Origin of the sequence: Exiguobacterium sp. s189 (assembly GCF_018617615.1) — a bacterium.
Lineage (GTDB): Bacteria > Bacillota > Bacilli > Exiguobacteriales > Exiguobacteriaceae > Exiguobacterium > Exiguobacterium aestuarii_A.
Map to the genome: position 1 here is coordinate 100,257 of NZ_JACSKM010000007.1, position 24,031 is coordinate 124,287.

Here is a 24,031-nt window from a genome sequence, read left to right on the forward strand (position 1 = left end):
AAAACATGTTAAAGTGAGAGGGAACGGTTGGATAATCGTTTATTGAGGAGGGGTTATATTGACAAAAATGCCCGAAGACGCTCTGTTCAATGAAGATAAATTAGCGGAGCTCCACCAAATCGCAAATGGAAATATGGATTTTTTAAATAAAATTGCTACCACATATATTAAGCAGTTCGAAGAAAAATACCCTGAATTGCAAGCAGCTGTCGAGTCGAATGACTATTCACGGGTCGAACAACTCGCCCATTTATTAAAAGGGGCGTCCTATTCGGTCGGCTTGGAACAGACAGCGCTTCTTTTTCATGACCTTGAAGTGGCAGGCGAGAATGCACATCTTGAAGGTGCAAATGAAACGCTTGCGACAATCGAGTCGCATAGTCAGCGCTTTTTAGTTGAATGGAACAATCATTTTGAGCAGTTGACATAAAAAAGTTTGCGACCGTGAAGTCGCAAACTTTTTTGTTATCCTACAAATTCGTCGAGTGTCGCAATCAAAATGCCGATCTCGGGTTTCGTGATTTGAGCGTTCGCCCCGACGGCCTCACCCTTATGCTTCAAGTCGTCTGAGATGAGCGACGAGAAGATGATGATTGGGAGGGACGCGTAACGGTCCATCTCTCGAAGACGCTTTGTTAAATGGAGTCCATCCATTTGTGGCATCTCGATGTCCGTGATGAGAAGGTCGCACTCTACGCCATCTTGTTCGAACGCATCAAGCGCCTCTTTCCCATTGTTGAAGACGGTCGTATTGAAGTATCCGGCATCATCCAATGTATCGAGGATGAGCGTTCGGAGCATTTCAGAGTCTTCAGCAATCCAAATGTTTTTGTTTGAGCGTTCACGAGCACCGAGACGTTTGACCGATTCGCGGGCCATGATGTCTTTACGTGAAAGCTCGAGTGCGATTCGTTCATAATCAAGTAAGATGATCATTTGATCACCTGTTTTGACGACACCATTCGTGATGCCTTGGACGCCACGTGCAAGATCGGAAGGCGTATCAATCTGCTCCCATGAGATGCGTTTGATTTCCGTCACCTGGTCGACACGAAGAACTGATTTTTCCCCGTTAAACTCACAGACAATCAATCGATCGTCACTTCCGACCTCACGCGGATGATTAATGACCATCGGAAGGTCGATGACGGTCATGACTTCGCCCCGTAATTCAATCAGTCCCATAATTGCCTCTGGTGTACCCGGAAGAGGTGTCAATGGAAGCATCGTGATGATTTCACGTACTTTCATGACGTTGATACCGAATAAAAACGGTCCAGCTTGGAAGATGACGATTTCAAGTTCGTTCGTTCCAGCCTCTAGTAAAATATTATGATCAGTGCTCAATGGTTGTCCCTCCTATTTCACGTACTCTCTCCTTTACTATCGGTTTCAGATCATCAAATCTATAGTGAAAAGTTGTTGAACTCTCGTCAGAATTCACAAAAAGTTTCATAGTAACCGTTTACATCTCATAAACTGAATCGTTATAGTTGTCCAATGCAAAAAAATCTGCATACAATGGGGTTGGCAACGAGATATTACAGCTTACTCAGGAGGCAGATAGAGATGATGAGTATGAACACATATCCATATTTATTGAATGGTCAATGGCAGGAATCATCAAGTCAGGAAACGATTGAACTCGTTTCACCATATAAAGACGAAGTCGTAGGTCGCGTTCAGGCGATGTCACGCGACGAAGTAGATGCAGCCATCCATGGCGCAAAACGTGCACAACAAGAATGGGCGGCGCTTCCGGTCAACAAGCGCGCTGAATTGTTGTATGCATGGGCAGAGAAACTCGAAGAACGCGTCGATGAGATCGGTCAAATCATCATGCAAGAAGTCGGAAAAAACTTGAACGATGCGAAAAAAGAAGTCGTTCGTACAGCTGAAATCATCCGTTACACGGCGGAAGAAGGTATTCGTTTCAATGGTGGATTCATGCAAGGTGATTCGTTCCCTGGTGGTTCGAAAAACAAGATGGCCATCATCAAGAAAGAGGCGCTCGGTGTCGTGCTCGCGATTTCACCGTTCAACTACCCGGTCAACTTGGCAGCGGCAAAAATTGCGCCAGCTCTCGTCACGGGGAATGCGGTCGTCTTCAAACCGGCGACACAAGGTGCGATCAGCGGAATCAAGATGGTCGAAGCCCTTCATGATGCAGGACTTCCGAAAGGTCTCTTGAACCTCGTGACAGGACGCGGTTCGGTCATCGGGGACTACTTGACGTCTCACCCAGGAATCGACATGATCACATTCACAGGTGGAACAGGTACAGGTCAACACTTGTCACAACAAGCGTCAATGGTACCGGTCGTGCTCGAACTCGGTGGGAAAGATCCGGCACTCGTCCTTGAGGATGCGGATTTGACACTTGCGGCAGATCAAATTGTCAGTGGTGCATTCTCGTACTCAGGTCAACGTTGTACAGCCATCAAACGCGTCTTCGTCCTCGAAGACCAAGCGGATGAGCTCGTTGGCATGTTGAAAGAACGCGTCGCGAAACTCTCGGTCGGTTCGCCTGAAGAGAACAGCTTCATCGTTCCTTTAGTTGATGCGAAAACGACAGATTACGTTCAAGGTTTGATTGACGATGCGGTCAACAAAAAGGCGACGGTCGTTCATGGAAATGAGCGTGAAGGAAACCTCATTTATCCGACATTGCTCGATCATGTGACGACAGACATGCGTGTCGCATGGGAAGAACCGTTCGGACCAGTCCTTCCTGTCATTCGCGTGAAATCACTCGAAGAGATGATTGAACTCACGAACGAATCTGAGTTCGGTCTTCAAGCGAGTGTCTTCACACAAAATGTGAATAGCGCCTTTACAGTCGCTGACAAGTTAGAAGTCGGTACGGTCCAAGTAAACGGACGTACGGAACGTGGTCCAGACCACTTCCCATTCATCGGCGTGAAACAATCGGGACTTGGCGTTCAAGGAATCGGGCGTAGCCTCGAGACGATGACACGCGATAAAGTGACGGTTATCAACTTATAATATTCACCATTCGTGAGGGGGAGATGTCCCCCTCTTTTTTGTTTGATTGAAAACGCATCTTTCAGACGGGTATAATGGAGAAAGACAGGAAGAAGGGGTGGTGATGACGTGGCGGACTGGATTTCAAGCCAACTGGCAAGACTCGATATTCCGACACCGTTCGAAGTTGGAAACGTGAACGTATATATCGTTGAACATATGAATCGCTTTTTTATGGTCGACTGTGGACCAGATACGGAAGAAGCGTGGACTTCATTGAATCGGCAACTTGATGAGCTTGAACTATCGTTGTCTGACATCGACTTTTTATTTTTGACGCATCATCATGCCGACCATGCGGGGCAGGCGTGGCGACTTCGTGATGCATCGATTCCGGTGTATGGGCACGAGAAGCTCGTTCGATACTTAGAACAAACCCCGAATTTTCTAAAAAGGGGCAACCACTTTTTACATGAACTAGCCCTCTCATTTGGAGCACCGGCACCACTCGTGGAAAAATTGCCAGACTATCGGGAAGCGTTACGTTGGATTGGGCCGACGACCGTCACCATGACTTTCAGTGACGGACAAACTGTGACACCGGACGGGGCGTGGCAGACGATTCATTTGCCGGGACATGCGAGTGACCAGCTCGGATTGATCGGTCCTGGCGGCGTTTTGATTGCGGGAGATCACTTGATTGATAAGGTCGAACCAAATCCACTCATTGAACAACCGTATGAGGATGAAGGGTTTGCCTCACCGGTTATTCTCTACATCGATTCACTTAAAAAGTTGCGTGGAATCGATTTGAAACTTGTCGTCAGTGGACACGGTGAACCGATTCATCATCCGAACGATTTGATTGAGAGTCGAATCCGACAACGGTATGAACGCAGTGAACAATTGCTTGCTGAATGGGAAGATGGACTCAGTGTCTTTGATTGGTCGATGAAATTATATGGGAGAAAGATGCGAAGTGGTATGCCACTCGTCTTTAGCGAGGTGTTCGCACGACTCAGTTTACTCGAAGAGCGTGGCGACATCGAGAGACGCCGGGATGACCAAAAATGGATTTATACAAAGAAAGAAGCGATGTCATGAAACGGGTAGTCATTACAGGTGCGTCAAGCGGACTCGGTGCCGCATTGGCGCATTCTTTTTATGAAAAAGGATATAGCGTGTTATTGATCGGAAGAAATGAAGAACGTTTGAAAACAATTGCGACCACGTGTGAGGGAGAATGGATGCGCGCGGACGTCACGAAGGCGGATGCTCTTGTCGATGATGTGATCGAGCGATTTGGGAAGTTTGACATTTGGGTCAATAATGCAGGAATGGCTGAATTTGATTTCGTGACCGATCAATCGACTGATGTGATGGAAGAGACGATGCATGTGAATGCCGTCGCTCCGATGTTGCTGTCGAGAAACGCTGCCAGAGTGTTAGGACGTGGAGGTGTCATCATTAACATTTGTTCGCAAGCTGCAAAAGTTCCGACACCGAAATCAGCCGTGTACGCAGGATCGAAGGCGGCACTTCTTCAGTTCTCGAACGCCCTTCGACTCGAGTTGAAGCCACGTGGCGTCCATGTCATGACTGTCAATCCGGGACCGATTGCCACGCCGTTCTTTGATCGGGCCGACAAGAGTGGTACATATGCTCAAAGCGTTAAAGGAATCATGCTTGACCCGAAACGGTTGGCCGACGTGATTGTCAAAGGAACTATTACACGCAAACGCGAAATCAATGCACCGTGGTGGATGAACATCGGGGCGAATGTGTACGCAATCTGCCCAAGTATGTTCGAAATGCTCGCAAAACGGGGATTTGAGAAAAAGTAAAAAGGGGGAGAACGATGAAGAAATGGAGAGTATTGCTCGTAACGTTTATGCTCACATTCGTTGCAGCATGTGGGAATGAAGAGGCAGTTGAGTTTTCGGACTCATTTGAAGCTGCGGCTGAGTCAGCGGAAGGGTCGACCGTCAACTTATATATGTGGGGTGGGGACGAAGGAATCAATAGCTATATTGATGACTATGTGGCACCCCGGCTTAAGGAATCTTACGATGTCGAATTAAATCGTGTCGCGATGGATACGGCAGAATTCGTACGTCAGCTATCGCTCGACAAAAAAGCGGACAGACAGGTCGGAACAATCGACGTCGTCTGGATTAACGGCGATAATTTCCGAAATGCGAAAGAAGCAGGACTCCTTCGGGATGGACTGATGGAGCGTGTCCCAAACGCAACATTATTAAATGAAACGGCTCAACAATCAGATGCCGGTACACCGACAGATGACTTGGAACTCGCTTGGGGAAATGTACAGTTTATCTTGCATTATGATGCAGCGAAAGTAGACAATCCTCCTGAATCGTTTGAGGAATTACGTCGCTGGACCGAAGACAATCCAGGTCGTTTCACGTATCCTGAAGTCACAGATTTCACCGGAAATGCTTTTGTCCGCCATCTTTTATTTGAGCGCTACGGTGACGAATTGAACAAAAATGCGAACGTTGAAGAGTCGTTCTGGGATGATTTGAAAGCGTGGTCCCCGAATTTATGGAAAGAAGGACAGACGTATCCGAAGACGCTTGAACAACTCGATCAACTCTATGCATCTGGTGAAGTGTGGATGACGATGGGCTTCAATGAACGTCGAGCCGAAGCGGAAGTGAAAGAAGGCATTTTCCCGAAAGAGACACGTGCACTTCTCTTAGGTCACTCGATTGCCTCGACGCACTTCTTGGCCATCCCCTTCAATGCACCAAATCCAGATGGGGCGCTCGTCCTCATTCAAGAACTGTTATCGCCTGAAGCTCAGCTCGTGAAACAAGGTCCTGATTACTGGGGAGATGGGACATCACTCGATTTGACAAAACTTGATGCAAACGACCAACAAGCCTTCGAAGAGCTAGGAGACGGCGTGACGTATCCGAATCCGGAACAGTTGCTCGAACGCTCGATTCCAGATTACGGGCCGAACATCATTGATGTCGTACGCGAGGAGTGGCCGCGTGTTGCGAAGTAGTGTCGCATTAACGATTCTCGTATCTTTTTTGCCGCTCGCTGCCCTCCTTTTTCTAGGAATGGAGGCACTCGGGACGGATTGGGGCGCACTGTTGACGGACGAAACGTGGCGAGATAGTTTGTTCACGACGCTTTATGTCGTCAGTGTGTCAACCATCCTATCACTCTTCTTCGGAACGTGGGTTGCACGAACGGTTGTAAAACAAAGATGGCGATTCACATCGACTGTCTTGAAAATCCCAATGTTCGTCCCACACATCGCAGCGGCGTATTTGTTTTGGCTATTATTTAGTGGGTCCAATGGTTTTTGGGGGATTGAGTCGAACGAGCGAGATTATGTGACGGTCATCCTGACATACATATGGAAGGAGACACCGTTTGTCTTCTTAATGATGATTGGAACGTACGAACAATTGAATCGGGGTTACGTAGAAACGGCGAAAACGCTGCAACTTTCTCCCTATGCACAGTTCAAACATGCAGAGTTCCCGTTCTTGATTAAACCGTTGCTCGACTCGACCTGGATTTTAATTGCTTTTATTTCATTTGCGTATGAGGTTCCGGCACTGCTCGGTGTGACCTATCCGAAACTAATCGGTGTCCTCGCATACGAACGACTCTCTACGGGACTCTATTTGGAGGCGACAGAACCGTATGCCGTCGCCCTTATTTGGACATGTTTTGTCGGATTCGGTGTATGTGTGTCTTACGTGATGACCGCATCCGTTCGACGACGGATTGAACGGGGGGTAAGGCGATGATTCGTCAAGGATTCATCCTACTTATTGCGTTACTCCCGTTCGTCAGTTTATTTTTAGTCGCTCCGTCAATGGAAATCGGGAATGTTGAGTCTATTGTTCATACGGTTGGATTAACTATTATTCTATCTGGCATCAATGTGTGGCTCGCAACGACATTTGCCTGGTGGCTCTTATGGACAGAATCAAGATGGAAAAGTGTCATAGAATGGCTCGTGTTTTTACCGTTGTTCATTCCGATGCTTGCCACACTGTTTGGGCTTTATCTGATCTTAGCTGAAGTTGGGCTAATCGGGACTTATATCGGAGTCATAATCGCCTTGCTCGTCGTGACGATTCCATATTCAATCCGTCTCGCTTATAACGGAATGGCGGTCATCGGTCGTCCACTTTTAGAACAGGCCCGACTATTGCCAATGAGTCGACGAGTCGTCTATGTACTGTATCCTCTCTTCTCTAGAACGATGCGAACTATCGCGTTATTCACGACCGTCATTTTACTCAGTCAATTCGCACTCATTCAGCTGATTGGTGCAGGATTGATCCCGACGGTGACGACAGAATTGTATCAATCTTACGCGGGAAACAATAGGAGTCTCGCGCTCTCGAACACATGGATGCTCATTTTATTCCCCGTAGTCATCTATTTTTTGCTTTCCGGATGGAATCGGTGGATGGTGCGTATGCTGAAAGGACGTCTACAATGAGTTTGAATGTACACGATTTACGTAAACAATTTGGATCAAGACACATATTGGATGGTGTTCATTTTAAGGTTGCACCTCATGACATTCATGCAATCGTCGGGGTGAGCGGCTCAGGGAAATCAACAATTCTCCGAATCATCGCAGGTCTCGAGACGGCTGATGGAGGTGATGTATGGTGGAATCATCGCTCCTTAAACAACATTCCTGCCCATAAACGTCGCGTTACGATGCTATCGCAGACTGCATTGTTATTCCCACATCTGACGGTAGGGGAGAACGTCACACTCGCGACACGTGGGCGTTCACGTAAACAAGCAGAACATTGGTTACAAGTCGTTCGCCTCGCTGACCGGTACGATGCTGAAATACACGAACTATCTGGTGGCGAACAGCAACGCGTGAGCCTTGCCCGGGCTCTAGCAGCAGAACCGGAACTTCTGTTATTAGATGAACCGTTCACAAACCTTGACCCGAAGCTAAAACTTGATTTGCAACGTTTCATCCGTGACTTAGTCAAAGAGCTCGGCCTCACGGCAGTATTGGTCACCCATGACCGAGAAGAGGCGATGCTCATGGCAGATCGAGTGACACTGCTTGAAGCTGGCAAGGTGACGCAGACAGGGACCGTAGAGGAATTGTATGACTCCGCACCTGGATTCGGAGATTTTGTCATGCTCGATGGTGAACTTCGACCATTGACCGAGGTGGAAATATCCGAAACGATTGGTGAACCGGTGCAACTGATGAAGAAAATTTATCGGTTCGGTCAGTGCTTTGGAGAATATCATTTCGAGGATGAGAGGTCGGTCATGTTACCGACGCATGAATGGTTTCAAATCGGAATGACATATCGAATCAAACGAAAGGAGGAATACCATGCTTGATACGTACGGGAGTCGTTACGTCCAACCTGTCATTGAACGGGGGGCGAATCGACTGCTCAAATGGAACTTCACACCGAATGAAGTAACCATTTTAGGCGGAATCATAGGGGTTTCGACAGGAATCTTTATTTATAATGACATGCACTGGACGGCCGTTATCTTATTGTGGCTATCTGGTTTGTTTGATGTCTTGGATGGAACGATGGCACGAAAATCCAAAACGACTGGTTTTGGAACGGTGCTCGACCTCGTCTTGGACCGGTTCGTCGAATTGTCGGTCGTGATTGCCCTCGCACTTCGCTATCCGGAATACATGCCAATCTTTCTCATATTGATTGGATCATTTGTCATTGCGATGACGCTATTTTTGGCTGTCGGTGCAAGTAGTTCAAGGCGATCAGAGAAGACATTTTATTATCAGCCTGGAATCATTGAACGAACGGAATGCTTCATCTTGTTCACATTGATGATTCTCTTCCCGAACTGGGTCGGTGTGATTGCGCTCATCTTTTTAGTACTTGAAGTGATGACAATCACGCAACGATTCATCGAGGCGCGGAGAATTTTGCGATGAAACCAGTATTGGTTTTGGCAGGACTCGGTCACGGTCAGCTTGAAATTTTGGACCGTCTTGATGAGATTCGAGAGCATTACGAAGTTCAATTCATCGGAGGACGTCAGACGGTGTATACAGGTGCCTTCCCACAAGTGATTGCCGGGCTCATGAACTCCGCGACAGTCCAATTGCCACGACTTGAGCCGGTCGCAGAACGGGTTATCTCAATTGACCCTCATCAGCAAACCGTTCAAACGGAACAGGGCTTGTTTCACTACGATCAACTTGTGCTGGCGACTGGTGCAAAGAGTAGAGGCATTGGGACACCGCTTAAACCGATGTCACAAGCTTTACTTGACCGTATCGATTCGAGTCCGGTAGTGACGATTGTCGGTGGGGGCAAGGCCGGTGTAGAATTGGCGTTTATATGCGCTCGGACGAAAAATGTGACGCTGTATGCAAAAAAGATTTTGCCAGACGTGCCGCTCCATAGACAGAAACAAATTGAACGTCTTTTAGTCAAATCAGGCATTATGGTCGTGAAACAACAGTTTCAAGATGACGCATCGGAGGGGCTTCTGCTAGATGCGACGGGCGTTGTTTCCGTAGAATGGTGGGCTGAATCCGGGCTTGCAAAACCTGACAGATTTATAGCGACGGATGAATATTTACGTCATCATCAGTTTACGAATATATATATAACAGGAGATATGGCATCCTGCTTAAATGGAGGCGTCGATGCCGTCAGATCGGGGCGCTTTGTCGCCAAGCGCTTACTCGGTGAGACGAGTCAACCATTTCGAAGACGTCAATCGATGAATATACTATTGACGACACCAGGTCGTGCCTTGCTGACATTTGGACAGTTCACGTGGCATGGACGACTTCCGTATTACGTGAAGCGTTTCATTGACTCGCGATATGTTCGGCACTACAAGTAGTCGGATGTCTAAATCTTCATTCGCTCGGCAAATAGCCAATCACTTCATTCGATTCTGATTCAACGAGCACTTGTGAAATCTCGATCGTGCGCTGTGAATCAGAAGGAAACGTGACGAGCCAGGCGCGTGTTCCTTCGAAGCGTGAATCAATTAATTCAAAACGATCGTCGACTGTGATGGATTGAATCGTGGCCTGTTTGCCATCTTCGTCGGTTGGTAGCCAATCCATATTGTTTATATATTCAATTGCATGATTTATGATGACTTTCTCATCATCCGGTGGTATAGGTGATGAGGTGGATGATTGTGTACAGCCGACTAACATGAAGATAGAGAAACAAAGTGCAGTAAAAAGGCGAGCTCGAATCATGATCATTCTCCTTTCCTGTTTGGTTATTTCTTACAGTATAGACGAAGATGACATAAGCGTGTACAAAAAAATCCTGCAGCCGATAGGTCTGCAGGAATCAGGTTATGCTTGAATCGTATCGAGGAATGAACGAATTTGCATCTCCGTCTTGGCGTTTGCCGAGTGGAGGTGTTCTTGTTTTACCCCGTCTTTATAATAGAGAAGTGAAGGGATGCCGCGAACTTCTTGAGCATCAGATAATTCTGGTAGTTCGTCGCGGTCGACGACATGCCAGTTAAACTGTGGATAGTCTTTGACGAGCTCGTCGACATACATGTCGAGACGTTTGCAGTCCGGGCACCATGACGTGGTGAAGACTACCATTCCATGATCTTTTGTGGCTTCGTCAAATTGTTGTGATGAATGAATCGGTTGCATAGACAACTCTCCTTTCTTCTATCTATTTTGTCGGGTTTTAAACGAGTCGTCAACAGATTGGCATTCTCGAATTCATTGAAGAATGTGATACACTTATAAAAATAGCATGATAAGGAAAAGGTGATGGATATGGCGTTACGTCACGCATTGCTCGGGTTATTGACCCATCAGCCTGCGACCGGGTATGCCCTGAACGCGACGTTCAAGGCGCAGATGATTCATTTTTGGAACGCACACCATACACAGATTTATCGGGAACTGTTAAAGATGGAAGAAGATGATCTCGTCTCAGCGGAGCATATTTCGCAACAGGAGTTGCCAGATAAGAAAATCTACTCGATCACGGACCAAGGACGTGAGGAGTTGATCAACTGGCTACGTCAACCGACATCGTTTCAACCAAAAATGAAAGATGAGAACCTTTTGCGAGTCAGTTTGCTTCAATTGCTTCCAGTCGAAGAAGCGGTCCGATATATTGAAGAGACAAAAGCCCATCACGAACAAGTTGCCCAACAAATTCGGATGTTTCAGGAAGAACATCAATCTGATGAAGATACGCTCGGTTATTTATTGACGAGTGAATACGCGATTCGGATGATGGAAAACTATGCCGGATGGGCAGACTGGGCAATCGAACAGATTAAAGCGCGTAATGAAAAACACGTGACCTGAAACAGTTCAGGTTACGTGTTTTGTATAAGGATGGATTGGCAGACGGGCGAGTAGTCGGTCAAGCGCTTCTTCATCGATTTTAGTCTCGTACGCGCGAATCGTCTCGTTCAATTGCTTCACTGAAGAGGCACCCGGTAAGACGACGTCACAGAACCGCTTAGCGGCTTCGAGTGCATACGCCTGAATCGGATTAGGCATCATCACCAATTCACTGGCAAGTTCCTCTTTTCGCCACGACTCAAATCCTTTATCCCCGAGTCGTGTCTCCCATTCATCCGTCAGTAATCCTTTGGCAAGAACACCACGTCCAACGATTGGAATCGACAAATCAAGCGTCTCTGGTCGTCGGTCAAGAAGGGAATACGGCGTCATGAGCACATCGAGAGCTCCAGAAGCGACCCAATGTTTGATGACGTTCGGTCGAATGGACGAGAGTCCAATTTGTCGGATGAGACCGTCACGCTTTTGTTTTTGCGCCCATTCAATCGTTGCGTCGAGATCGTCCTCGAGCGTACCACCGTGAATATAATATAAATCTAGATAATCGGTTTGTAATCGTTCGAGCGATCCGTGTAACGCTTCCTCTAAGTACGACGGATTAGGATTCCAACGCATCCCGTCTTCAGTCAGTTCGTTTCCACCTTTACTCGCTAAAAAGAGTTGTTTTCGTTCCTGACCTAACGTTTCCCCGATTACGCGCTCGACAGCTTGTCGTGCATAGACATCTGCTGTATCGATATGGCGAATCCCCGATTGAATGGCCGTCTCGAGGATCTTCTTTGCCTCAATTTCTCCATGTTTCAAAATGGTCATCGTTCCGAGTCCGAGTTCACTCATATGGATTCCTCCTTGTTCGAAATGTTGGTTTGACTCATAATCAGAGTATATCGAAAAGTGAGGAGTAATCATATGGAAGAAAAAACGATTGAGCGGGAAGTCATCTACGAAGGTAAGATTTTCGATGTGGAAAAGCATGTCGTCTCCCTTCCGAATGGAAACACGTCTGTGCGCGAACTCGTCTATCACAATGGTGCTGTTGCCGTGCTCGTCATCGATGAATCGGACAAAATTGTCATGGTAGAGCAGTATCGAAAAGCGTTTGAATCGATGTCGCTTGAAATCCCAGCAGGCAAACTTGAAAAAGGGGAAGAACCGGTATCGAGTGCCGAACGTGAGTTAGCTGAAGAAACCGGATATACGGCGGAGTCGCTCGAAAAGATTTTCTCTTTCTACGGAGCCCCGGGTTTTTGCAGTGAGCGAGTCGATGTGTTTGTCGCGAAAGGATTATCAGCGGGTGAGATGAACCTTGACGAAGATGAGTTTTTAAACGTGAAACGATATTCTTTTGAAGAGGCGGTTGATTTGTTAGACAGAGGTGTCATCACCGATGCGAAGACAATCATGGCGATACAATGGTGGCAATTATCTAGATTGAAATAATTCTAATCTGAAATTTTATATGGTAAACTTACATAGTAATGATTTTAAATTGAAAATTGATTAAAACTTCGGTATGCTTTGTGTAGTGAACTATGTAAAGAGGGGGCGCCTTATGGAAACGCGAATTGAACGAATTAAACAGCAATTGAGCGCCAAAGGATATAAATTGACACCGCAACGTGAATCGACGGTTCGCATCTTACTTGAGAATGAGAGTGACCATTTGAGTGCCGAGAACGTCTTTATGCTCGTCAAGAGCATCGCACCGGAAATCGGACTCGCAACGGTGTATCGCACACTTGAGTTATTGACTGAACTCGGTGTTGTCGATAAAGTCAACTTCGGTGATGGGGTCGCACGCTTTGATTTGCGTCCAGAAGGGGCGAATCATTCGCACCACCATCTCGTCTGTGTCGAATGCGGCTCGGTCGAAGAAATCATGGAAGACTTGCTCGTCGATGTCGAGAAAAAAGTCGAGAGCAAATACGAATTTCTCATTAAAGACCATCGCTTGACGTTTCACGGCATCTGTAAAGTATGCCAAGCAAAAGGCGTCACGCTCGAAGGTCATAAAGCAGTGATCAACGGTTAAAAGATGAAGGACAGACGGCCCAATCGGGTCATCTGTCCTTTTTTCAATGAGTAATGTATCGTTCAAGAACTCTTGAAATCCCGTCTTCATTGTTTGATGTTGTGACTTCACTCGCTATGTCAATCAGTGCCTCGACTGCATTTCCCATGGCAATTCCGATTCCTGCGTACTCAATGATTGAACGGTCGTTATGACCATCCCCGAAAGCAATGACCTGTTCACGGTCAATCGACAACTCTTCAAAGACGTGACGAAGCGCTTTCGCTTTATCGATTCCTAAATCGGTGAATTCATAATACATCGCTGCCGTAAACATACTCGTGACCCGATCGTCAAAAGGGGCTTTCATGGCAGAAGCAACTTCTTGTAAATAATCAGGTTGACCTGCGACGAGGATTTTATGAACAGGGAACTCGATGATGTCTCTTAAATTCGGCTCTTCGCGTAGTTGAAATCTTCCGCCTCTCGACTCGTATTCGATGATGTTAACGAGTTGTCCGTTCATCTCAATCATTCCGGCAAATACATCTTTTACATACATATACGTTTCATCGTTAATCATCGGAATGACGTCGAAATTCTCTAAATGCTTTAAAATTGAGCGAACATCCTCGATTTGCATCGCTTGTTCAAACAACGTATCGCCTGTCGTAGCGTCCGTGACACAAGCTCCATTTGAAGAAACAATCAGCCCGTTGTACTCGTTTAGTCTCAACTCTTCGGCATAGGGCAACATCCCTCGTTTCGGACGGCCAGAGGCAAGAACGACTTTGACACCTTGTCGTTGTAATGCCATGAGCGTGCGCTTCGTCTGTTCGGTAACCAATTTCTGGTCATTCAACAGCGTTCCGTCTAAATCAAGTAAAATAGCCTGAATCATATTGTTCGCTCCTTTTCAAATTAGATGGTCAACTCGATATTATTTCCTTCTGGATCGAGACAGACACTTTCGTAATAGCCATCCCCGGTCATCCGTGGGCCGTCCACGTGTGTGTATCCGTCGAGTCGAAGCCGCTCCGTCAACGTATCTACCGCTTGCTTACTTCCGAGTGAGAAGGCGATGTGGGCATATCCGATCATTTCTTTCGTATGCTTCACAAGATCTGGTCGGTGCATCAATTCGATTCGGCAACTTGAATCAGGAAACGTCAAAAAATACGATTCAAATCGCTTCGGTGGATTTTCATATTTCTCATTCGATTGGGCGTCGAAGTAGGTCTCATAAAACATGCGCATGTTCTCAAGATCTTCGACCCAAAGCGCAATATGCTCAATTCTCATGTAGGCTCCTCCTATGTTGTTCGTCTAATCCTTTGATTCAATCGCTCTGTACTAAAAAGCATCCCCATCATGATCATGACTGTCACGAGTGGCAGGAAGTCAAGTGACGTTTGAGAGACGAGCAAACCAAACAATGGTGGTAAAAACGTACTTCCGGTGTAAGCGAATGCCATTTGGAAACCCATCAATCGTTTTGATTGGGCAGACCCGAACCGGTTCGGTGTATCGTGAAGCATACTCGGATAAATCGGAGCCAATCCGAATCCAATCAATATCAAGCCGACTAACATCGTCGCGGATGTCGGGATGAAAAAGAAAATACTACCGAGAAGGGCAAGCGATTGTCCCATCCGAATCATCTGTTTGTTTGTGAAACGGAATGAGAGAAACCCGCTCACGAATCGCCCGAGCGTGATACTACCGTAATAGATTGACACCCATGCCGCAGCCGTCGCGATCGAAAATTGTTTCGTCTGCACGAGGTAACTACTTGTCCATAAGCCAATCAATGCTTCGACCCCGCAATAAAGTAAAAACGTGACCAATGCATAAGAAATTCCAAGTGGCCACTTGCGTTCGAGCGTCGTGACGGCTGTTTCTTGATGGTGTGTAATTGACTGACCTTTCTGTTTCCAGAGTGGAAAGGACAGCAATAACACGAGGGCCAAACCGAACTGAACTGCAGCGATGATCAAATAGCCGTCACGCCATCCATTCTCCGTCAACACTCCCGCCATTACGAGTGGTCCACCGGTTGCGCCAATCCCCCAAAAACAGTGTAACCAATTCATATGATGTGCTTCGTAGTGTTCTGCAACGTAATGATTCAGTGCGGCATCGACGGCACCTGCCCCTAAACCAAGCGGAATGGCTAATGCGAACAGACAACCAATTGAAGGCGCCCAATAGAAACCGAACAGACAGAGCGCGGTTAGTAGCGTTGAACCGAATGTGACTTGTTTCGTGTCAAAGTGCTCTAATAGTTTGCCGCTGAGTATACTCGACAGAATCGTTCCGCCAGCAATTGTCATGAAAATCCAACCGACCATCGATAATGGGGCTGAAAACTCTTGATGCATGAGTGGCCAACCGACACCGAGCAGAGCATCCGGGAGACCGAGGCTGATAAACGCGATATAAATTACAGCCAATAATAAAATCGTCATATGTCACCTCGTTATATGGTTTCGAGCGTCAATTCAATGCCGAGTCGGGCCAGTCCCGAAAAATAATCTTCCTCCCATTGCCCGATTCGAAGGACGGGAATGTGACGGGAGGGAAGGTATCGTTCGCAGGCACGGTTAATGTGAAGCAAATCCTCTTGAACGAGATCGACATCTGAGAAAATAAATGCGTGGGGGTTGAGTGTCGCAGCAAACGTAGCGACGAGACGTCCCAATGCATCAATTTCTTCTTTCTTCAGAACGTTTGGTCCATAAGGCTTATCTTTAATACGGTCATAAAACGATGCATCATCATAAAGCGGAAGAAATGAAACTTCTCCACTAAACCCGGATTGTCCACGAGCGACGTGTCCATCGAACAAGATACCAGCACCAGGACCATTCTTCCCGAGACCGAGATAGACGATGGACTGATGTGTTGTCGTCTCATCTCGTTTAGAAAATCCATAAACGGCGGCATTCATATCATTTTCAATGACGACGGGAAGTCCTGTTCGTTCCATCAACCAGTGTTTTAAATCTAGGTGCGCAAGCGACGGGTATTCTGGGGCGAAAACAATCCGACCCATGTCTACAGCAGCGGCGACTCCGACAGAAATCGCTCCGATTTTTGTCTTGTCCTCAATAAACGGATCAACTAGTTCTCCTAATGCTTCTAAATGACTGTCGGTGACTAGGGACACTCCATCTTCTACAATCTGATGTTGACAGTCAATCAAGCGGTAGCGAATCTCTCTCGCTTCGATATATAACGTCAAACAGTGACGGAATTCAGGATTATACCCATAACTTTTTGCAGGGCGCCCACCTTCTGGCGCCTTCTGACCGTGTTCGATGACTTCCCCACGTACAATCATGTCATCGATCATCTTTTTGATGGTAGGGAATGAAACGTGTGTGACTTTACTCAATTCAGAGATTGTCGATACGCTATACAGAGCCATCTGCTTTCGGATATCAACTAGTAATTCATGTTGTGGATCTTTCAACACGACCACACTCCAGTCTACTTTTTAAAATATTTTAATAAGTCATTTGTAGTATATCGTTCCGAATTGGAATATGCCAGAAAAATTAAAAAATAGAACAATGACACATCACCTTTTATGTTCACAAAAAAGTGATTAAAAAATGAGGTCAGACATCTTCACAACAGTTTACATAAGTGATATGCTGTAAGCGTATTCAGGTGAAACGAGGAAGGAGGAGGGTATGATGCGTTCGCATATCGAGTCATTTCTTCAGTACATGACGGTTGAAAAGCGGATGTCCGCCAACACGAGACAGGCGTATGCGAGCGACTTGACGCAATACGCATCGACCTTAAACCAGTTGGGGGTGAAAGATTGGAACGACGTGACACGTTCTCATATCGTAAAGCATATCGAAGAACTGTCACAGGCGGGACGTGCTTCGTCTTCTTTGAGACGAGCTGTCAGTTCAATCCGGATGTTCCATCATCATCTAAAAATGACCGGGGTCACGACGACTGATCCGTCTCTGTATCTAGAGACGCCGAAAGCAGAAAAGCAACTTCCGGATACTTGGTCGCAACAGGAAGTCGAGCGTCTCTTAGATAGCGTCCCGACATCCGACCCGCTCTCACTTCGGGACCGTGCGATGCTCGAGTTGCTTTACGGGACCGGAATGCGGGTCAGTGAACTTTTAGGTCTTGATTTGGATGATTTGCAGTTCGAATTGGGGTATCTACAATGTGAAGGGAAAGGCGAGCGCGCTCGAATCATTCCGGTTTCGTCGGTCGCGCAAGGGTTTGTTGAGCGATATATTCAACAAGCTCGAAACGGACTCGGCGGCAGAGAGACCGAAGCGCTCTTTTTAAACGGCAGAGGTGGACGGCTCAGTCGTCAAGGATTTTGGAAGATGATCAAACGACGTGCCAAGCTTGCCGGAATTGATAAGGAGATCACACCTCACGTTCTCCGTCATTCCTTTGCGACACACTTACTCGAGAACGGCGCAGACTTACGTGCCATTCAACAAATGCTCGGTCATGCGGATTTAGCGACGACGCAAGTGTATACACACGTCAATAAGTCGCGGCTACATGATGTGTATCGCAAGCATCACCCTCGTGCCTAGACATCGAAAAGGAGGAATTTTTTGTGAAAAAATTTAAACGTATTTTTTTAGTGGTCATGGACTCGGTCGGTATCGGTGAAGCACCGGATGCTGAACAGTTCGGTGACAAAGGGGCCGATACGCTCGGACATATCGCTCGTGAACATAACGGATTGAACATGCCGAATATGGGGAAACTCGGACTCGCGAACATTAAACCGATTCAAGGAATCGACGTGTCAGAGACGCCGAGCGCATATGGTCGCATGGAAGAAATCTCGGCTGGTAAAGATACGATGACAGGGCATTGGGAAATCATGGGTCTTCATATCGAGACGCCGTTCCGTGTTTTTGAAGAATTCCCGGACGATTTGATTCATCGTCTAGAAGAGTTCAGTGGCCGTAAAGTCATCGGAAACAAGCCGGCATCAGGTACAGAAATCTTGGACGAGCTCGGTGCTGAGCATGTCGAGACGGGCGCATTGATTGTCTATACATCAGCGGATTCAGTCCTCCAAATCGCAGCACACGAGGACATCGTGCCAATCGACGAGTTGTACCGAATTTGTGAATACGCGCGTGAGATTACACGTGAAGACCCGTATATGCTCGGTCGTATTATCGCCCGTCCGTTCATCGGCACACCGGGTGCATGGGTACGTACGGCAAATCGCCATGACTACGCACTCAAACCTTTCGGTAAGACAGTCATGAATACGCTCGAAGAGGCTGGGAAAGATGTCATCGCTCTCGGGAAAATCAGTGATATCTACGACGGTGAAGGTGTGACGAAAGCGGTCCGTACGAAATCGAATATGGACGGGATGGACAAGTTGGTCGAATCACTCGAAGAAGATTTCGAAGGGCTTTGCTTCTTGAACTTGGTCGACTTTGACGCATTGTTCGGTCATCGTCGTGATCCGGAAGGCTACGCCGTCGCGCTTGAAGAATATGATGCCCGTCTACCTGAAGTGATGGAGCGTCTCCGTGAAGACGACTTACTCATCATCACGGCAGACCACGGGAATGACCCAGTACATGCTGGTACAGACCACACGCGTGAATATGTACCGCTCATCGTGCATCACACTGGAGCGAAAGCAGTTGATCTAGGTATTCGAGGTACGTTCGCAGATATCGGTGCGACAGTGGCTGACAACTTTGACGTTGCGGCACCATCAAACGGAAAGAGTTTCTTAAACGAAATTTGAGGAGGCAATATTCATGGTAAATTGGAATGAAACAAAAGCGTTTTTGCAGGAGCGTATGGGCGATACACCAGAAATCGGACTTATTCTCGGGTCAGGCCTTGGAGTCCTCGCGGACGAAATTGAGAATCCGGTTGCAATCCCTTATGAAGAGATTCCACACTTCCCAGTATCAACTGTCGAAGGGCATGCGGGACAACTCGTGTTCGGAGAACTTGAAGGAAAACGCGTCGTCGCAATGCAGGGACGGTTCCACTTCTATGAAGGATACTCGATGGAACAGGTGACGTTCCCTGTTCGTGTCCTCAAATTGATCGGTGTCGAGACACTCATCGTCACGAACGCGGCGGGCGCGTGTAACGAGTCGTTCAACCCTGGTGATTTGATGATCATCACGGATCACATCAACTTCTTCGGGACGAGCCCACTCATCGGGAAGAATGCGAGTGAATTCGGGACTCGCTTCCCAGATATGTCAGAAGCGTACGATAAAGAGCTCGTGAAATTGACAGAACGCGTCGCTTCTGACCTCGGACTCACTGTCCAAAAAGGGGTCTACTTCGGAAACACAGGCCCAACATACGAGACACCAGCAGAAGTAAAAATGGCACGTCTTCTCGGTGGTGACGTCGTCGGGATGTCGACGGTACCAGAAGTCATCGTTGCGCGTCACTCGGATATGCGCGTCCTCGGGATTTCGTGTGTCTCGAACATGGCGGCAGGGATTTTAGATCAACCACTTAACCATGAAGAAGTCATCGAGACGACGGAACGTGTCCGTCAAGACTTCCTTTCACTCGTGCGCGGCACGATTAAAAGCATGTAAGTAACTTATTTCTAGGAGGACGACAGTTATGCGTATGGTCGATTTGATTTTGAAAAAACGTAACGGTGGAGAATTGAACGAAGAGGAGATTCGCTTCGTCGTCGAAGGATTCACGAACGAAACGATTCCTGACTATCAGATGTCGGCATTGTCGATGGCCATCTATTTTAACGGGATGACTGAAAACGAGACAGCAGCCTTGACGATGGAAATGGTGAAGTCGGGCGATACGATTGATCTTTCGAACATCGAAGGGAAGAAAGTCGATAAGCACTCAACGGGCGGAGTCGGTGACAAGATCAGCTTGATCGTCGCACCACTCGTCGCGTCAATCGGGATCCCGGTCGCGAAAATGAGTGGCCGTGGTCTGGGTCATACGGGTGGTACGATTGATAAACTCGAATCGTTCCCAGGTTTTAACGTCGAATTGACGGAAGAACAATTCACGAAACAAGTAAACGACATTAAGATGTCGATTATCGGTCAGACGGGGAACTTGACGCCAGCTGACAAACGTCTTTATGCCCTCCGTGATGTGACGGCTACCGTTGAATCGATTCCACTCATCGCGAGTTCAATCATGTCGAAAAAGATCGCAGCAGGAGCTGACAGTATCGTCCTTGACGTCAAGACGGGTTCTGGTGCGTTCATGAAGTCGTTCGATGATGCGAAAGCACTCGCAGAAGAAATGGTCGCCATCGGGAAGAACGTCGGTCGTAAAACGGTCGCTGTCATCACCGACATGGACCAACCGCTAGGCTTTGAAATCGGGAACGCGAACGAAGTGAAAGAAGCGATTGAAGTCCTTTCAGGTAAGGAAGTAGAAGACTTGAAAACAATCGCCCTCACCATTGCAGGACATATGGCTGTTCTTGGTGATTTCTATCCAACGTTTGACGAAGCATATGCAGACCTTGAAAAACGAATTGCTGACGGTCATGCCCTCGAGGTGTTCCGCAAGTTCGTCGAAGCACAAGGTGGAGACGCGTCGCTCGTCGATGACGTGACAAAATTACCACAATCTTCCTACGAGACGACATTCGTCGCAAAAGAAGCAGGTTATGTCGAATCAATCATCGCAGACGAAGTCGGTGTCGCAGCGATGCTTCTCGGAGCAGGTCGTGCGACGAAAGAAGACAAGATCGACTTCGCGGCGGGCATCACGCTCGAGAAAAAAGTTGGCGACCGTGTCGAGGCGGGCGATGTGATTGCCGTGCTCCGCTCGAACATGGAAGACATGTCTTCGGCTGTCGAACGTTTAGATCACGCGTATACAATTGGTGCGACGAAACCAGAAGCTCGCCCACTCGTTCACGCTGTCATCCAATAAGGTAGACAATAAGGCAGAACGTCTGTTTCCACAAAAAAAGTGGAGACAGACGTGTTTTTTTGATAAGATGGGTAATGTGAGTGAAAAACAGCAGGATACATATTCAAATAAAGGGGTTGCTTGAAACATGAAAAAAGGTTCTATGAAACTTGAAAATGGCGAAATGATTGAATTTGATTTATTCCACAACGAGGCACCAATCACGGTTGAAAACTTTGAAAAACTTGCGAACAGCGGGTTCTATAACGGATTAACATTCCACCGTGTCATTCCTGGATTCGTCAGCCAGGGCGGTTGCCCGGATGGTACTGGAATGGGTGGCGCTGGTTATACGATTCCATGTGAGACATCGACTTCTTTCCCACACAAACACGAAGCGGGATCACTCTCGATGGCACACGCAGGACGTAACACAGGGTCTTCACAGTTCTTTATCGTCCATGAGCCACAACCACACTTGGATGGCGTCCATACAGTTTTCGGTAAAGTGACATCTGGTCTTGAACATGCCGTCAAACTTCGTCAAGGAACGAAGATGGCAGAAGTGAAGGTTTGGGACGAGAATTGATTATTGCCTGAAGGTTATGGCACAATGAACCATGTCTCTCACGTCTTCACATCGTGAAACTTGAATGACTAAAGGTGGTGAACCCAGCGATGCTGGTCAAATATAAACGTTCTTATGAAAAGACGGCGATGGGTCTACTCGCATTCTCATGCAGTGACAAATCTCCGCTTAGCTTGCTTGAACTCGTCCGATCGTATGACGAGGAAGAGTCGAAGTTCCTCTATTTGTGGAAAGTCGGTGAAGACTTCGTCGGCATCATTGGAATGGAGCAGCAAGGAACGACGATGGTCATCGACCATATCGCCTTGTCGCCATCATTCCGTGGCGAGAAACGTTCTTACGAGCTTTTAGACGAGGTGAGAAACGTACTTCCACTTGATTTGACGTTAACCGGTACAGGCAAGACGGGCGATTTATTGGATAAATGGAATCAACTAGTCGTCTGATGACAAAAACCCCCGTAATCACGATTGTGATTACGGGGGTTTTACATATTGCATGGAGTAAATCACAAACTCATAAAATGAGGTGGATTCTTGAATCGAGTAACAATCGATGAACTAATCAATCGATTGGAGCAAGTGCTCAGGCAAGAACGAACGCGAGAAGAAATTTCTGACTGGGCATATCAGTGGATGGAACAGTATGAAAATATAGATGGATTTGATTGGACAGCTTCTGACGAGGTGGTTTGGTTTGGTTTGGTCCTGCTTACAAACGATAGTTGGCATGGATTTACTTGAAACCCTTTCTGAATATTTACATGATCGGAGCAATTTCGAGAGTTGGGTGACGGCGTTTAAGAAGGTGAACTACTCGCCACTTATTTGCTTCGCAAATTGAAGGGGGAGCTTCTTGGGAAGACCGTGCTCTTATTAGCCACAGTTGTTTACCAAGCTCGTCGGGCAGTCCCTGCCCTGAAGGATTGTCAGTCGGCCAACATCAACAGGTTGATGCTCGCGTTGATGTCACGGTCATGATGCGCGCCACAAACACACGTCCATTCACGGACATCCATCGCCTTCTTCTCGCCCTTTACTCCGCAAGTGGAACAGATTTGAGTGGATGCGTACCAAGGGTCTGCCTTGATGAGTGTCCGTCCGTAGAAGTTTGATTTGTACTCGAGTTGCCGGACGAACTCGTACCAACTGACATCGCCAACCGATTTGGCCAAGCGTCGGTTCTTCATTATGTTGCTCGATTTCAATGTCTCCACGACGATGACTTGGTTCTCGTCAACGATCCGTCTTGACAGTTTGTGAAGGAAGTCCTTGCGTTGGTTGGCAATCTTTTCGTGTTTCTTGGCGAGGATCAGCCTGGCCTTCTCACGGTTCTTGCTCCCGATCTTCTTTCGCGACAGCGCCCGTTGCGCCTTCTTGACCTTCGCTTCGGATTGTCGAAGGAAACGTGGGTTTTCGATTTTCTCCGATACCATCGCGTCGTTCGTCATGACGGCGAAATGTTCCAAACCGAGATCGATCCCGACCTTGTTCTCGGCTGGAATCCATGGTTCATCGTCCTGTTTGACGAGGATGGAGATAAAGAACTTGCCTGTCTTGGTCATCGAGACCGTCGCCGACCGGATGACGCCCTCGAACGGGCGATGTTGTGTGAACCGCACGAACCCGACCTTCGGCAGACGGACCTTGCCCGCCTCGATGCGGATCGTGCCGTGCTGGTTGTTCGTCGTGTAGGAGGCGCGCGACCGTCGTCTCGATTTGAAGTTCGGGAAGCCGCCCGTCCCGGCGAAGAACTTCGCGAACGCGGTGTCGAGGTTCAGCTTCGCGTTCGCGAGCGCGAGACTGTCCGCCTCGGCGAGGAACGGGAACAGGGGCTTGTAGGATGCGGGTGTCGCCGGTTTCCGTCTCGTCACGATCCCCGCTTTCGCCTCATCGCGGATGGCGATGCGGTCCTCGAGCAGCTTGTTGTAGATGAACCGGGCGCAGCCGATCGTCCGGACCAGGAACTCGGCCTGTGCCGGCGTCGGGTGGAGCCTGTATGTATAGCCCTTCAGCATGTCCGTCCCTCCTCCCTTCAGAAGATCGTGATGTGTCCTCCTCATCCGATACCCGTGGAGGGGGAGGGAAAATCTGACGGGATCACGAACTTTTGTTCGTCACATCTGTCACAGGGGAAAAGACTGTTAGACCGGGCGATTCATCTCCCACCAACGCTGGGCTTCGCTCCGAGACGCTTAGAG

29 protein-coding genes are annotated in these 24,031 nt (G+C 47.7%); 20 read left to right on the forward strand and 9 right to left on the reverse strand.

Annotated elements, in window-relative coordinates; translation table 11 throughout:
• The first annotated feature begins 67 nt into the window (after positions 1–67).
• Entirely contained in the window at positions 68–430 is a 363-nt protein-coding gene (locus tag KNO99_RS10270) for an Hpt domain-containing protein (RefSeq protein ID WP_214748298.1), read from the forward strand.
• Positions 431–465: 35 nt separating this feature from the next.
• Here the strand turns inward: KNO99_RS10270 and KNO99_RS10275 are convergent, their stop codons facing one another.
• Complete coding sequence (locus tag KNO99_RS10275; protein ID WP_214692850.1) at positions 466–1,347, reverse strand: chemotaxis protein CheV; 882 nt, start codon at positions 1,345–1,347, stop codon at positions 466–468.
• 222 nt (positions 1,348–1,569) lie between these two features.
• Here KNO99_RS10275 and KNO99_RS10280 point away from each other — a divergent pair, with 222 nt between their 5' ends.
• The 9 genes from KNO99_RS10280 to KNO99_RS10320 all read left to right on the forward strand — a co-directional run bounded on the left by KNO99_RS10280 (position 1,570) and on the right by KNO99_RS10320 (position 9,864).
• The gene (locus KNO99_RS10280; protein WP_074033255.1) at positions 1,570–3,006 is read left to right on the forward strand and encodes an NADP-dependent glyceraldehyde-3-phosphate dehydrogenase; all 1,437 of its coding nucleotides are present in this window, start codon (positions 1,570–1,572) and stop codon (positions 3,004–3,006) included.
• Between the two features lie 108 nt (positions 3,007–3,114).
• Positions 3,115–4,089 carry an MBL fold metallo-hydrolase gene (locus KNO99_RS10285; RefSeq protein WP_214748148.1) on the forward strand — a complete coding sequence of 325 codons (975 nt, stop codon included), beginning with the start codon at positions 3,115–3,117 and terminating at the stop codon, positions 4,087–4,089.
• Positions 4,086–4,829, forward strand: coding sequence for an SDR family NAD(P)-dependent oxidoreductase (locus KNO99_RS10290; protein WP_214748150.1), 744 nt, complete (start codon positions 4,086–4,088; stop codon positions 4,827–4,829). Before KNO99_RS10285 ends, KNO99_RS10290 begins: the two co-directional genes overlap by 4 nt.
• Before the next feature lie 14 nt (positions 4,830–4,843).
• The gene (locus tag KNO99_RS10295; RefSeq protein ID WP_214748153.1) at positions 4,844–6,019 is read left to right on the forward strand and encodes an ABC transporter substrate-binding protein; all 1,176 of its coding nucleotides are present in this window, start codon (positions 4,844–4,846) and stop codon (positions 6,017–6,019) included.
• A complete protein-coding gene (locus tag KNO99_RS10300) occupies positions 6,006–6,779 on the forward strand; it encodes an ABC transporter permease (protein ID WP_214748155.1) in 774 nt (257 codons plus the stop codon). The genes KNO99_RS10295 and KNO99_RS10300 overlap by 14 nt, the downstream gene beginning before the upstream one ends.
• Positions 6,776–7,483 (forward strand): ABC transporter permease, encoded by a 708-nt coding sequence (locus KNO99_RS10305; protein ID WP_214748158.1) that lies wholly within the window; start codon positions 6,776–6,778, stop codon positions 7,481–7,483. The genes KNO99_RS10300 and KNO99_RS10305 overlap by 4 nt, the downstream gene beginning before the upstream one ends.
• Positions 7,480–8,367, forward strand: coding sequence for an ABC transporter ATP-binding protein (locus tag KNO99_RS10310; RefSeq protein ID WP_214748161.1), 888 nt, complete (start codon positions 7,480–7,482; stop codon positions 8,365–8,367). Before KNO99_RS10305 ends, KNO99_RS10310 begins: the two co-directional genes overlap by 4 nt.
• On the forward strand, positions 8,360–8,941 hold the full coding sequence (locus tag KNO99_RS10315; RefSeq protein ID WP_214692829.1) for a CDP-alcohol phosphatidyltransferase family protein: 582 nt from the start codon (positions 8,360–8,362) through the stop codon (positions 8,939–8,941). The genes KNO99_RS10310 and KNO99_RS10315 overlap by 8 nt, the downstream gene beginning before the upstream one ends.
• Positions 8,938–9,864, forward strand: coding sequence for an NAD(P)/FAD-dependent oxidoreductase (locus KNO99_RS10320; protein WP_214748164.1), 927 nt, complete (start codon positions 8,938–8,940; stop codon positions 9,862–9,864). The genes KNO99_RS10315 and KNO99_RS10320 overlap by 4 nt, the downstream gene beginning before the upstream one ends.
• 16 nt (positions 9,865–9,880) lie before the next feature.
• On the opposite strand, the gene KNO99_RS10325 is transcribed toward KNO99_RS10320, so the two are convergent.
• Both KNO99_RS10325 and KNO99_RS10330 read right to left on the reverse strand, forming a co-directional pair.
• Positions 9,881–10,234, reverse strand: coding sequence for an outer membrane protein assembly factor BamD (locus tag KNO99_RS10325; RefSeq protein ID WP_214748167.1), 354 nt, complete (start codon positions 10,232–10,234; stop codon positions 9,881–9,883).
• Between the two features lie 102 nt (positions 10,235–10,336).
• Complete coding sequence (locus KNO99_RS10330; protein WP_012726511.1) at positions 10,337–10,651, reverse strand: thioredoxin family protein; 315 nt, start codon at positions 10,649–10,651, stop codon at positions 10,337–10,339.
• A gap of 129 nt (positions 10,652–10,780) precedes the next feature.
• On the opposite strand from KNO99_RS10330, the gene KNO99_RS10335 reads away from it, so the two are divergent.
• A complete protein-coding gene (locus KNO99_RS10335) occupies positions 10,781–11,323 on the forward strand; it encodes a PadR family transcriptional regulator (RefSeq protein WP_074033894.1) in 543 nt (180 codons plus the stop codon).
• A 6-nt stretch (positions 11,324–11,329) separates the two neighbouring features.
• Here the strand turns inward: KNO99_RS10335 and KNO99_RS10340 are convergent, their stop codons facing one another.
• A complete protein-coding gene (locus KNO99_RS10340; RefSeq protein WP_214748169.1) occupies positions 11,330–12,160 on the reverse strand; it encodes an aldo/keto reductase in 831 nt (276 codons plus the stop codon).
• 72 nt (positions 12,161–12,232) lie between these two features.
• Between KNO99_RS10340 and KNO99_RS10345 the strand changes: the two genes are divergently transcribed.
• Together KNO99_RS10345 and fur are read left to right on the forward strand one after the other, a co-directional pair.
• Positions 12,233–12,763 carry an NUDIX hydrolase gene (locus KNO99_RS10345; RefSeq protein WP_214692812.1) on the forward strand — a complete coding sequence of 177 codons (531 nt, stop codon included), beginning with the start codon at positions 12,233–12,235 and terminating at the stop codon, positions 12,761–12,763.
• 112 nt (positions 12,764–12,875) lie between these two features.
• Positions 12,876–13,355 carry a ferric iron uptake transcriptional regulator gene (fur, locus tag KNO99_RS10350; RefSeq protein WP_012726507.1) on the forward strand — a complete coding sequence of 160 codons (480 nt, stop codon included), beginning with the start codon at positions 12,876–12,878 and terminating at the stop codon, positions 13,353–13,355.
• A gap of 43 nt (positions 13,356–13,398) precedes the next feature.
• Here the strand turns inward: fur and KNO99_RS10355 are convergent, their stop codons facing one another.
• Genes KNO99_RS10355 through KNO99_RS10370 form a run of 4 tightly spaced genes read right to left on the reverse strand, consistent with a single transcriptional unit; the run spans position 13,399 to position 16,812 of the window.
• Complete coding sequence (locus KNO99_RS10355) at positions 13,399–14,235, reverse strand: Cof-type HAD-IIB family hydrolase (protein WP_214748172.1); 837 nt, start codon at positions 14,233–14,235, stop codon at positions 13,399–13,401.
• Between the two features lie 20 nt (positions 14,236–14,255).
• The gene (locus tag KNO99_RS10360; protein WP_214748176.1) at positions 14,256–14,636 is read right to left on the reverse strand and encodes a VOC family protein; all 381 of its coding nucleotides are present in this window, start codon (positions 14,634–14,636) and stop codon (positions 14,256–14,258) included.
• A gap of 11 nt (positions 14,637–14,647) precedes the next feature.
• The gene (locus tag KNO99_RS10365) at positions 14,648–15,802 is read right to left on the reverse strand and encodes an MFS transporter (protein WP_214748178.1); all 1,155 of its coding nucleotides are present in this window, start codon (positions 15,800–15,802) and stop codon (positions 14,648–14,650) included.
• Positions 15,803–15,813: 11 nt separating this feature from the next.
• Positions 15,814–16,812, reverse strand: a complete 999-nt coding sequence (locus KNO99_RS10370) for an ROK family protein (protein WP_214748181.1) — start codon at positions 16,810–16,812, stop codon at positions 15,814–15,816.
• Positions 16,813–17,035: 223 nt separating this feature from the next.
• On the opposite strand from KNO99_RS10370, the gene xerD reads away from it, so the two are divergent.
• From xerD to KNO99_RS10405, 7 genes are all read left to right on the forward strand, one after another.
• Positions 17,036–17,920 carry a site-specific tyrosine recombinase XerD gene (gene xerD, locus KNO99_RS10375; RefSeq protein ID WP_214748184.1) on the forward strand — a complete coding sequence of 295 codons (885 nt, stop codon included), beginning with the start codon at positions 17,036–17,038 and terminating at the stop codon, positions 17,918–17,920.
• Between the two features lie 23 nt (positions 17,921–17,943).
• Positions 17,944–19,110: a phosphopentomutase gene (gene deoB / locus KNO99_RS10380; protein WP_214748187.1), complete on the forward strand. Its 1,167-nt coding sequence runs from the start codon at positions 17,944–17,946 to the stop codon at positions 19,108–19,110.
• 13 nt (positions 19,111–19,123) lie between these two features.
• Entirely contained in the window at positions 19,124–19,933 is an 810-nt protein-coding gene (locus tag KNO99_RS10385; RefSeq protein WP_214748190.1) for a purine-nucleoside phosphorylase, read from the forward strand.
• A gap of 28 nt (positions 19,934–19,961) precedes the next feature.
• Positions 19,962–21,263 carry a pyrimidine-nucleoside phosphorylase gene (locus tag KNO99_RS10390; protein ID WP_214748192.1) on the forward strand — a complete coding sequence of 434 codons (1,302 nt, stop codon included), beginning with the start codon at positions 19,962–19,964 and terminating at the stop codon, positions 21,261–21,263.
• Positions 21,264–21,390: 127 nt separating this feature from the next.
• Positions 21,391–21,831: a peptidylprolyl isomerase gene (locus KNO99_RS10395; protein ID WP_074033238.1), complete on the forward strand. Its 441-nt coding sequence runs from the start codon at positions 21,391–21,393 to the stop codon at positions 21,829–21,831.
• 89 nt (positions 21,832–21,920) lie between these two features.
• Positions 21,921–22,277: a GCN5 family acetyltransferase gene (locus tag KNO99_RS10400; protein WP_031423428.1), complete on the forward strand. Its 357-nt coding sequence runs from the start codon at positions 21,921–21,923 to the stop codon at positions 22,275–22,277.
• Positions 22,278–22,367: 90 nt separating this feature from the next.
• Positions 22,368–22,574, forward strand: coding sequence for a hypothetical protein (locus KNO99_RS10405; RefSeq protein ID WP_214748195.1), 207 nt, complete (start codon positions 22,368–22,370; stop codon positions 22,572–22,574).
• A 185-nt stretch (positions 22,575–22,759) separates the two neighbouring features.
• Here KNO99_RS10405 and tnpB read toward each other — a convergent pair whose 3' ends face one another.
• Positions 22,760–23,848, reverse strand: a complete 1,089-nt coding sequence (gene tnpB / locus KNO99_RS10410) for an IS200/IS605 family element RNA-guided endonuclease TnpB (RefSeq protein WP_214748198.1) — start codon at positions 23,846–23,848, stop codon at positions 22,760–22,762.
• Between the last annotated feature and the right edge of the window lie 183 nt (positions 23,849–24,031).

What these genes read in the sequence shown, in the direction of transcription:
- xerD (WP_214748184.1), top strand. Translation starts at nt 17,036, where the DNA reads ATGCGTTCGCATATCGAGTCATTTCTTCAGTACATGACGGTTGAAAAG.
- KNO99_RS10315 (WP_214692829.1), top strand. Translation starts at nt 8,360, where the DNA reads ATGCTTGATACGTACGGGAGTCGTTACGTCCAACCTGTCATTGAACGG.
- KNO99_RS10280 (WP_074033255.1), top strand. Translation starts at nt 1,570, where the DNA reads ATGATGAGTATGAACACATATCCATATTTATTGAATGGTCAATGGCAG.
- tnpB (WP_214748198.1), bottom strand. Translation starts at nt 23,848, where the DNA reads ATGCTGAAGGGCTATACATACAGGCTCCACCCGACGCCGGCACAGGCC.
- KNO99_RS10290 (WP_214748150.1), top strand. Translation starts at nt 4,086, where the DNA reads ATGAAACGGGTAGTCATTACAGGTGCGTCAAGCGGACTCGGTGCCGCA.
- KNO99_RS10270 (WP_214748298.1), top strand. Translation starts at nt 68, where the DNA reads ATGCCCGAAGACGCTCTGTTCAATGAAGATAAATTAGCGGAGCTCCAC.
- KNO99_RS10295 (WP_214748153.1), top strand. Translation starts at nt 4,844, where the DNA reads ATGAAGAAATGGAGAGTATTGCTCGTAACGTTTATGCTCACATTCGTT.
- KNO99_RS10360 (WP_214748176.1), bottom strand. Translation starts at nt 14,636, where the DNA reads ATGAGAATTGAGCATATTGCGCTTTGGGTCGAAGATCTTGAGAACATG.
- KNO99_RS10400 (WP_031423428.1), top strand. Translation starts at nt 21,921, where the DNA reads ATGCTGGTCAAATATAAACGTTCTTATGAAAAGACGGCGATGGGTCTA.
- KNO99_RS10385 (WP_214748190.1), top strand. Translation starts at nt 19,124, where the DNA reads ATGGTAAATTGGAATGAAACAAAAGCGTTTTTGCAGGAGCGTATGGGC.
- KNO99_RS10355 (WP_214748172.1), bottom strand. Translation starts at nt 14,235, where the DNA reads ATGATTCAGGCTATTTTACTTGATTTAGACGGAACGCTGTTGAATGAC.
- KNO99_RS10395 (WP_074033238.1), top strand. Translation starts at nt 21,391, where the DNA reads ATGAAAAAAGGTTCTATGAAACTTGAAAATGGCGAAATGATTGAATTT.
- KNO99_RS10310 (WP_214748161.1), top strand. Translation starts at nt 7,480, where the DNA reads ATGAGTTTGAATGTACACGATTTACGTAAACAATTTGGATCAAGACAC.
- KNO99_RS10365 (WP_214748178.1), bottom strand. Translation starts at nt 15,802, where the DNA reads ATGACGATTTTATTATTGGCTGTAATTTATATCGCGTTTATCAGCCTC.
- KNO99_RS10335 (WP_074033894.1), top strand. Translation starts at nt 10,781, where the DNA reads ATGGCGTTACGTCACGCATTGCTCGGGTTATTGACCCATCAGCCTGCG.
- KNO99_RS10305 (WP_214748158.1), top strand. Translation starts at nt 6,776, where the DNA reads ATGATTCGTCAAGGATTCATCCTACTTATTGCGTTACTCCCGTTCGTC.
- KNO99_RS10330 (WP_012726511.1), bottom strand. Translation starts at nt 10,651, where the DNA reads ATGCAACCGATTCATTCATCACAACAATTTGACGAAGCCACAAAAGAT.
- KNO99_RS10320 (WP_214748164.1), top strand. Translation starts at nt 8,938, where the DNA reads ATGAAACCAGTATTGGTTTTGGCAGGACTCGGTCACGGTCAGCTTGAA.
- KNO99_RS10340 (WP_214748169.1), bottom strand. Translation starts at nt 12,160, where the DNA reads ATGAGTGAACTCGGACTCGGAACGATGACCATTTTGAAACATGGAGAA.
- fur (WP_012726507.1), top strand. Translation starts at nt 12,876, where the DNA reads ATGGAAACGCGAATTGAACGAATTAAACAGCAATTGAGCGCCAAAGGA.
- KNO99_RS10390 (WP_214748192.1), top strand. Translation starts at nt 19,962, where the DNA reads ATGCGTATGGTCGATTTGATTTTGAAAAAACGTAACGGTGGAGAATTG.
- KNO99_RS10325 (WP_214748167.1), bottom strand. Translation starts at nt 10,234, where the DNA reads ATGATTCGAGCTCGCCTTTTTACTGCACTTTGTTTCTCTATCTTCATG.
- KNO99_RS10345 (WP_214692812.1), top strand. Translation starts at nt 12,233, where the DNA reads ATGGAAGAAAAAACGATTGAGCGGGAAGTCATCTACGAAGGTAAGATT.